Origin of the sequence: Klebsiella sp. HMSC16C06, from assembly GCF_001808325.1 — a bacterium.
Taxonomy (GTDB): Bacteria; Pseudomonadota; Gammaproteobacteria; order Enterobacterales; family Enterobacteriaceae; genus Klebsiella; species Klebsiella variicola.
Genome location: NZ_KV793023.1, coordinates 78,947 through 86,571, shown reverse-complemented (window position 1 = coordinate 86,571; position 7,625 = coordinate 78,947). Strand labels below are relative to the sequence as shown.

6 protein-coding genes are annotated in these 7,625 nt (G+C 56.9%); 2 read left to right on the top strand and 4 right to left on the bottom strand.

The genetic code is table 11. The features are described 5' to 3' along the window. Positions 1-72: 72 nt before the first annotated feature. From hemG to pepQ, 4 genes are read right to left on the bottom strand one after another with little or no spacing between them, the layout of a single operon-like run. A complete protein-coding gene (gene hemG, locus HMPREF3142_RS24340; RefSeq protein ID WP_012543216.1) occupies positions 73-606 on the bottom strand; it encodes a menaquinone-dependent protoporphyrinogen IX dehydrogenase in 534 nt (177 codons plus the stop codon). 11 nt (positions 607-617) lie between these two features. After that, positions 618-2,069, bottom strand: a complete 1,452-nt coding sequence (trkH, locus tag HMPREF3142_RS24335; RefSeq protein ID WP_008807923.1) for a Trk system potassium transporter TrkH — start codon at positions 2,067-2,069, stop codon at positions 618-620. Positions 2,070-2,108: 39 nt separating this feature from the next. Then, on the bottom strand, positions 2,109-2,723 hold the full coding sequence (locus HMPREF3142_RS24330) for an IMPACT family protein (RefSeq protein WP_008807924.1): 615 nt from the start codon (positions 2,721-2,723) through the stop codon (positions 2,109-2,111). Continuing rightward, positions 2,723-4,054 carry a Xaa-Pro dipeptidase gene (gene pepQ / locus HMPREF3142_RS24325; protein WP_012969182.1) on the bottom strand — a complete coding sequence of 444 codons (1,332 nt, stop codon included), beginning with the start codon at positions 4,052-4,054 and terminating at the stop codon, positions 2,723-2,725. The genes HMPREF3142_RS24330 and pepQ overlap by 1 nt, the downstream gene beginning before the upstream one ends. 191 nt (positions 4,055-4,245) lie before the next feature. On the opposite strand from pepQ, the gene fadB reads away from it, so the two are divergent. Both fadB and fadA read left to right on the top strand, forming a co-directional pair. Beyond that, positions 4,246-6,435: a fatty acid oxidation complex subunit alpha FadB gene (gene fadB, locus HMPREF3142_RS24320; RefSeq protein WP_012543218.1), complete on the top strand. Its 2,190-nt coding sequence runs from the start codon at positions 4,246-4,248 to the stop codon at positions 6,433-6,435. 9 nt (positions 6,436-6,444) lie between these two features. Beyond that, a complete protein-coding gene (gene fadA / locus HMPREF3142_RS24315; RefSeq protein WP_008807927.1) occupies positions 6,445-7,608 on the top strand; it encodes an acetyl-CoA C-acyltransferase FadA in 1,164 nt (387 codons plus the stop codon). Positions 7,609-7,625: the final 17 nt, after the last annotated feature.

Below are 7,625 nucleotides of genomic sequence, written 5' to 3'. Positions count from 1 at the left end.
TGAGGTGACAAGGGGAAATTCAAAAAAACTTTTCGTTCGCTCGATTTTCCATCACAACGCGAGTTTTACGCGCTATTTGCGCGCCATTTGTGCGATTTCCCGAGCAAACCGGGATACCTGTTGCCAGTCGGTATAGACCACTTCTTTGCGGGTATCCGTTTCCCCCCCGGTCATTTTCATAATCAGGCGGATCATAAACCGATCGTACCAGCTGTAGCGCGGGTAGCGCAGCGCGCCGGCAAATACCGCGCAGCTCTGCGGCTGCCACGGCGAGTTCAGCAGAAACTTACGCGTATAGCTGTTGGTCTGCGGCGTGCGCTTCTCGGGTTTACGCGCCACCAGGTTAACAGAGAAGAATGCTCCCGGCAGCGCCTGCAATGATGCCAGATGCTTTTTCACAAAGCGGTCCACCGCCGGATGAAAGTGCCCGTAGCGAATCGACGCGCCGATGACCACCCGATCGTAGTGATGCCATTCGACGACATCGGTACGGTTCAGGTTCAAGGTGTCCGCGTCGATGCCCAGCTCTTTCAGCTCGGAGGCCAGAAACGAAGCGATTTCACGGGTCTGCCCGTCGCGGGTGGAGAAGAGTATTAAAGTTTTCACGAGCACTCCTGTTATTCGCGCCAGAAAGTGGGAGTAAAGAGCACCAGTAAGGTGAACACTTCCAGACGACCAAACAGCATATTAGCAATCAGGATCCATTTCGCGACCGGGTTCATAGTGGCAAAGTTGTCCGCGACAACGCCAAGCCCAGGCCCGAGGTTGTTCAACGTCGCCACCACGGAGGCGAAGGCAGAGAAATCATCCACCCCGGTGGCGATAATAGCCAACATACTAATGATAAAGACCAGCGCATAGGCGGAGAAGAACCCCCACACGGCTTCAAGAATACGTTCCGGCAAGGCGCGGTTACCTAACTTGATGCTATAAACCGCATTCGGGTGTACCAGACGCTTAAGCTCACGGTTGCCCTGCTTAAACAGCAACAGGATACGGATCACCTTTAAGCCACCGCCCGTGGAACCGGCACAGCCGCCGATAAATGCGGAGCAGAGCAGCAACACCGGCAGGAATAGCGGCCAGCGCGCAATGCTATCGGTAGTGAATCCCGCGGTGGTCGCCATCGACACCACCTGGAAAAATGCCTGATTCAGCGTCGTCAGCACCGACCCATACACGTTATGAAGCCATAGCACCAGCGTACAGATGATGACCAGCGTCAACTGGACGCCAATGAACATGCGAAATTCTGGGTCGCGCCAGTACACCTTCAGGCTGCGTCCGCTCAATAACGAAAAATGCAGACCGTAGTTACAGCCAGAGATCAGCAAAAAGATCGCGATGATAGAGTTAATCATCGGGCTATTGAAATAGCCGACGCTGGCATCGTGAGTCGAGAAACCGCCGATGGCGATAGTGGCAAAGCTGTGCCCAATCGCATCGAACGCCGGCATACCGGCAAACCAGAGCGCCAATGCGCAGGCTATCGTCAATAACACATAGATTAGCCACAGCGTCTTCGCCGTCTCGGCGATACGCGGGCGCATCTTGTTGTCTTTCAACGGACCGGGCATTTCCGCGCGGTAGAGCTGCATCCCCCCTACGCCGAGGATAGGCAGAATCGCCACCGCCAGCACAATGATCCCCATGCCGCCGAACCATTGCAGCATCTGCCGGTAAAAGAGGATTGCATGAGGTAATGAGTCCAAACCAACCAGGGTGGTCGCTCCGGTCGTCGTCAGGCCGGAAAATGACTCGAAGAAGGCATCGGTCACCGTCAGGTTCGGCTGCTCGGCGAAAATAAAGGGCAAGGCCCCCACGCTCCCCAGCACGGTCCAGAACAGCACCACAATCAGAAACCCTTCGCGGGATTTCAGTTCGCCTTTTTGTTTACGATTCGGCCACCACAGCATGGATCCAATCGCCAGCGCAACAAAAAAGGTTTGCGTGAAGGCCCGCCCCGCGCCATCGCGATATATCAGGGCCACTAATCCCGGAACGATCATCGTCCCCGAAAATAAGATGACCAACAGTCCAACGATTCGGGTTATGGCGCGAAAATGCATCTCTGGCGCTTCCTTTGATAGGCAAAAAAACAGAGGGGATTATTCGTCAATCTTCAGTAATTGCAATGAACCGCGACTAAAATCAGCCAGTTTTGCTGAAAAAGCCGCCACTTCGGCCCGGGGAAGCGCCACGCGCAGCCGAACCGACGCCAGATATTCGCTTTCGACTACCTTCCCGGAGAATTGGGCGAGCAGCGCTTCGATACCGGCCAGTTGCCCATACTCACATTGCAAAGTATATGCTGTTAACGGTGTCTTGCGCTGCGTCGTCAGCTGCGCCAGCGCCTGATGAACACCGCCGCCATAGGCTTTCACCAGGCCGCCAGTGCCCAGCAGGATACCACCGTAGTAGCGCACGACGACAGCGGTTATCTCACCCACGCCGCACCCCATCAGTTGCGCCAGCATCGGTTTACCCGCCGTCCCCGCCGGTTCGCCATCGTCAGAAAACCCCAGCTGTTGCGAATCATCAGGCGGCCCGGCGACCCACGCCACGCAGTGGTGGCGGGCATCAGGGTGATCCGCTCTGACGGACTCGACAAACGCTTTTGCCGCCGCCACGCCGTCGGTATGCGCCAACAGCGTGATAAAACGGCTTTTTTTAATCTCCTCAACGACGGTAACCGGCGCCGCCGGGATTAACCAGCTTTCCATTACGCCAGCTTCAGATCGCGCGTCATATTTTCAATGCTGTTTTCGTGAACCACCACGTTATCTTCGATACGGATCCCGCCAAACGGCTTCATGGCGTCAATTTTCTGCCAGTTGAAGTGCTTGCTGAACGGGCCTTCACGCCACGGCGCCAGTAACGACTCGATGAAGTAGATGCCGGGTTCAATAGTCAGCACCATGCGCGGCTCGATAATACGGGTGCAGCGCAGATACGGGTATTTCGACGGCGCCGCCAGATGCGTACCGGTGTCATCCTGCATAAAGCCAGCGACATCATGCACCTGCAGACCCAGCGGATGGCCAATCCCGTGCGGCATAAACGGCCCGGTCAGGTCATTCTCCACCATCGCCTCTTCGCTTATGTCGGTAACCAACTGGTGTTTACGCAGTAGCTTTGCGATGCGCTGATGGAACTGGATATGGTAATCAACATAACGAGTCCCGGCCTTCATGGTGCTAATCAGCGCCAGCTGCTCGTCATTAACGTCTTTGATCAGATGGGCAAAGTCGTTGTCGCCGTGCGCCGCCCAGGTTCGCGTCAGATCCGCGGCATAGCCGTTATATTCTGCGCCAGCGTCGAGCAGGAAGCTGCGCATCTCCGCCGGGGCGCGATGATCCAGTTTGGTGTAGTGCAGGACGGAGGCATGCTCATTCAGCGCGACAATGTTGCTGTAAGGCACGTCGGTATCGCGGTGACCAGTGGCGGTGAGATAGGCCTGGTTGATATCGAATTCGCTCATCCCGGACTGGAAAGCTTCATAGGCCGCGCGATGACCATTGACCGCCGATTTCTGCGCTTCACGCATACAGGCCAGCTCGTAATCCGTTTTGTAAGCCCGATAGTAGTGCAGGTAATCGATAACCCCTTTCGGGTTGATCTTATCCGCAGCGATACCCAGCCCCAGCGCGCGCTCCGGTACCGGCCCAATATAACCGATATTACCGCGAGCGGCAGGTAGCTGGCTGCCGATGCCATCGGCCTTCGGCAGAGCAATGACGTCAACTTCTTCGGTCCAGAATGCGGTCGGTAGCGGCTCGACGTTGTGCCAGTAATCGACCGGCAGATAGAACCACAGCTTCGGTTTGTTAACGCCATCCACCAGCAGCCAGCAGTTAGGCACCTGCGTCACTGGCACCCAGGCTTTGAACTGCGGATTGACCTTGAACGGGTACGGGTGGTCGTCAAGGAAGACGTTAACCAGCTCACCGGAGTGAATCAGCAGCGCATCCATCTGAAAACGGGCCAGCACGTCGCGGGTACGTTCTTGTAGGGTAACAATATGATTTTTATAGAGCGCGGACAGGGATTCCATCTTTCATCCTTTGCTTTTATGGGATCGTGATACTCCGCATCTTAGCACATCACCCTGCGTGCGGGTGATTTCCGCCGGATGTGATCCGACCAGCAATTATTTAAAGAGTAATTTGCAATTCTTTAACATAAATTCCACACTCCGTTTCATCTGGTATGACCAGATCATATTGCTGGATTCAGGAGACTGACATGCTCTACAAAGGCGACACCCTGTACCTCGACTGGCTGGAAGATGGCATCGCCGAACTGGTGTTCGATGCCCCAGGTTCGGTCAACAAGCTTGATACCGCAACCGTAGCCAGCCTCGGTCACGCGCTGGACGTACTGGAAAAACAAAACGATCTCAAAGGTCTGCTGCTGCGCTCTGAAAAAGCGGCGTTTATCGTCGGCGCGGATATCACCGAATTCCTCTCGCTGTTCCTGGTCCCTGAGGAGCAGTTAAGCCAGTGGTTGCATTTTGCTAACAGCGTTTTCAATCGTCTGGAAGATCTTCCCGTCCCGACGATCTCTGCCGTCAATGGTTACGCGCTGGGCGGCGGTTGTGAATGCGTCCTGGCGACCGATTACCGCCTGGCGACGCCGGATCTGCGTATCGGTCTGCCGGAAACCAAGCTTGGCATTATGCCGGGCTTCGGCGGTTCTGTGCGTCTGCCACGCTTGCTCGGCGCCGATAGCGCGCTGGAAATTATTGCCGCCGGGAAAGACGTCGGCGCCGATCAGGCGCTGAAAATCGGCCTGGTGGATGGTGTGGTCGCAGCGGAAAAACTGCGTGACGGCGCGCTGGCGATCCTGCGTCAGGCGATTAATGGCGATCTGGACTGGAAAGCAAAACGTCAGCCGAAACTAGAGCCGCTGAAGCTCAGCAAAATTGAAGCTACCATGAGCTTCACGATTGCCAAAGGCATGGTCGCACAAACGGCCGGGAAACATTACCCGGCGCCGATCACCGCGGTGAAAACCATTGAAGCCGCCGCACGTCTTGGTCGTGAAGAAGCCCTGGTGCTGGAAAATAAAAGCTTTGTCCCGCTGGCCCATACCAATGAGGCCCGCGCGCTGGTTGGTATCTTCCTGAACGACCAGTACGTCAAAGCGAAAGCGAAAAAGTTGACCAAAGATGTCGAGACGCCGAAGCATGCTGCTGTCCTGGGCGCTGGCATTATGGGCGGCGGTATCGCATACCAGTCGGCCTGGAAAGGCGTGCCGGTGGTGATGAAAGACATTAGCGACAAATCGCTGACCCTGGGCATGACCGAAGCGGCGAAACTGCTGAATAAACAGCTGGAACGCGGCAAAATCGACGGTCTGAAGCTGGCCGGAGTGATCAGCACCATTCAGCCAACCCTGGAATACAGCGGTTTTGATCGCGTCGACGTGGTTGTTGAAGCGGTGGTCGAAAACCCGAAAGTGAAGAAAGCGGTGCTGGCCGAAACCGAGGCAAAAGTGCGCCCGGATACCGTGCTGGCATCCAACACCTCAACAATCCCCATCAGCGAACTGGCCAGCGTTCTGCAACGCCCGGAAAACTTCTGCGGTATGCACTTCTTTAACCCGGTGCATCGCATGCCGCTGGTTGAAGTGATCCGCGGCGAAAAAACCTCGGATAAGACCATTGCCAAAGTTGTGGCCTGGGCCAGCAAAATGGGCAAGACGCCAATCGTGGTGAATGATTGTCCCGGCTTCTTCGTCAACCGCGTGCTGTTCCCCTACTTCGCCGGCTTCAGCCAGCTGCTGCGCGACGGGGCGGATTTCCGCAAGGTCGACAAAGTGATGGAAAAACAGTTTGGCTGGCCAATGGGCCCGGCCTATCTGCTGGATGTTGTCGGCATCGATACCGCCCACCATGCTCAGGCCGTGATGGCGGCGGGCTTCCCGCAGCGGATGCAGAAAGATTATCGCGACGCCATCGACGCCCTGTTTGACGCCAACCGTTTCGGCCAGAAGAACGGCCTCGGTTTCTGGCGTTATAAAGAAGACAGCAAAGGTAAGCCGAAGAAAGAAGAAGACGCTGCCGTCGACAGCCTGCTGGCCGACGTCAGCCAGCCGAAGCGCGATTTCAGCGATGAAGAGATTATCGCCCGCATGATGATCCCGATGGTTAACGAAGTCGTCCGCTGCCTGGAAGAAGGCATTATCGCCAGCCCGGCGGAAGCGGATATGGCGCTGGTATACGGCCTGGGCTTCCCTCCGTTCCACGGCGGCGCATTCCGCTGGCTGGACACCATCGGCAGCGCGAAGTATCTCGATATGGCACAGCAATACCAGCACCTTGGCCCGCTGTATGAAGTGCCAGCCGGTCTGCGTGACAAAGCGCGCCATAACGAAGCGTATTATCCCCAGGTAGAGCCAGCCCGTCCGGTTGGCGCTCTGAAAACGGCTTAAGGAGTCACAATGGAACAGGTTGTCATTGTCGATGCAATTCGCACCCCGATGGGCCGTTCGAAGGGCGGCGCCTTTCGCAACGTGCGTGCGGAAGACCTCTCCGCGCACCTGATGCGTAGCCTGCTTTCGCGTAACCCGTCGCTTGAGGCGAGCGCGATTGACGATATTTACTGGGGCTGCGTGCAACAAACGCTGGAGCAGGGTTTCAACATTGCGCGTAACGCCGCGCTGCTGGCAGAAATCCCGCACTCGGTACCGGCGACGACGGTTAACCGTCTGTGCGGTTCCTCCATGCAGGCGCTGCACGATGCGGCCCGTATGATCATGACCGGCGATGCCAGCGTCTGCCTGATTGGCGGCGTTGAGCACATGGGCCATGTGCCAATGAGCCACGGTGTCGATTTCCATCCGGGCCTCAGCCGTAATGTGGCGAAAGCCGCCGGCATGATGGGGCTGACCGCGGAAATGCTGGCGCGTCTGCACGGCATCAGCCGCGAAATGCAGGATCAGTTCGCCGCACGCTCTCACGCTCGCGCCTGGGCGGCGACCCAATCAGGCGCCTTCAAAGCCGAGATTATCCCGACCGGTGGCCACGATGCCGATGGCGTACTGAAGTCTTTTAACTATGACGAAGTGATCCGCCCGGAAACCACCGTCGAAGCGCTGGCGGCGCTGAGACCGGCATTTGATCCGGTGACCGGCACGGTAACGGCAGGCACCTCTTCCGCCCTTTCCGACGGCGCGGCGGCAATGCTGCTGATGAGCGAAAGCCGCGCCCGCGAGCTGGGGCTGAAGCCACGCGCCCGCGTCCGTTCGATGGCGGTGGTCGGCTGCGACCCGTCCATTATGGGTTATGGCCCGGTTCCGGCCTCAAAGCTGGCGCTGAAAAAAGCTGGCTTATCCACCAGCGATATCGACGTCTTTGAAATGAATGAAGCGTTTGCCGCGCAGATCCTGCCGTGTATTAAAGATCTGGGCTTAATGGAGCAGATTGACGAGAAGATCAACCTCAACGGCGGCGCGATCGCGCTCGGACATCCGCTGGGCTGCTCCGGGGCGCGCATTAGCACCACGTTGATCAATCAGATGGAACGCAAAGACGCTCAGTTCGGTCTGGCGACCATGTGTATCGGTTTAGGTCAGGGTATTGCCACTGTGTTTGAGCGGATTTAATCGAAGGGTTATCTCAA

What these genes read in the sequence shown, in the direction of transcription:
- trkH (WP_008807923.1), bottom strand. Translation starts at nt 2,069, where the DNA reads ATGCATTTTCGCGCCATAACCCGAATCGTTGGACTGTTGGTCATCTTA.
- HMPREF3142_RS24330 (WP_008807924.1), bottom strand. Translation starts at nt 2,723, where the DNA reads ATGGAAAGCTGGTTAATCCCGGCGGCGCCGGTTACCGTCGTTGAGGAG.
- pepQ (WP_012969182.1), bottom strand. Translation starts at nt 4,054, where the DNA reads ATGGAATCCCTGTCCGCGCTCTATAAAAATCATATTGTTACCCTACAA.
- fadB (WP_012543218.1), top strand. Translation starts at nt 4,246, where the DNA reads ATGCTCTACAAAGGCGACACCCTGTACCTCGACTGGCTGGAAGATGGC.
- fadA (WP_008807927.1), top strand. Translation starts at nt 6,445, where the DNA reads ATGGAACAGGTTGTCATTGTCGATGCAATTCGCACCCCGATGGGCCGT.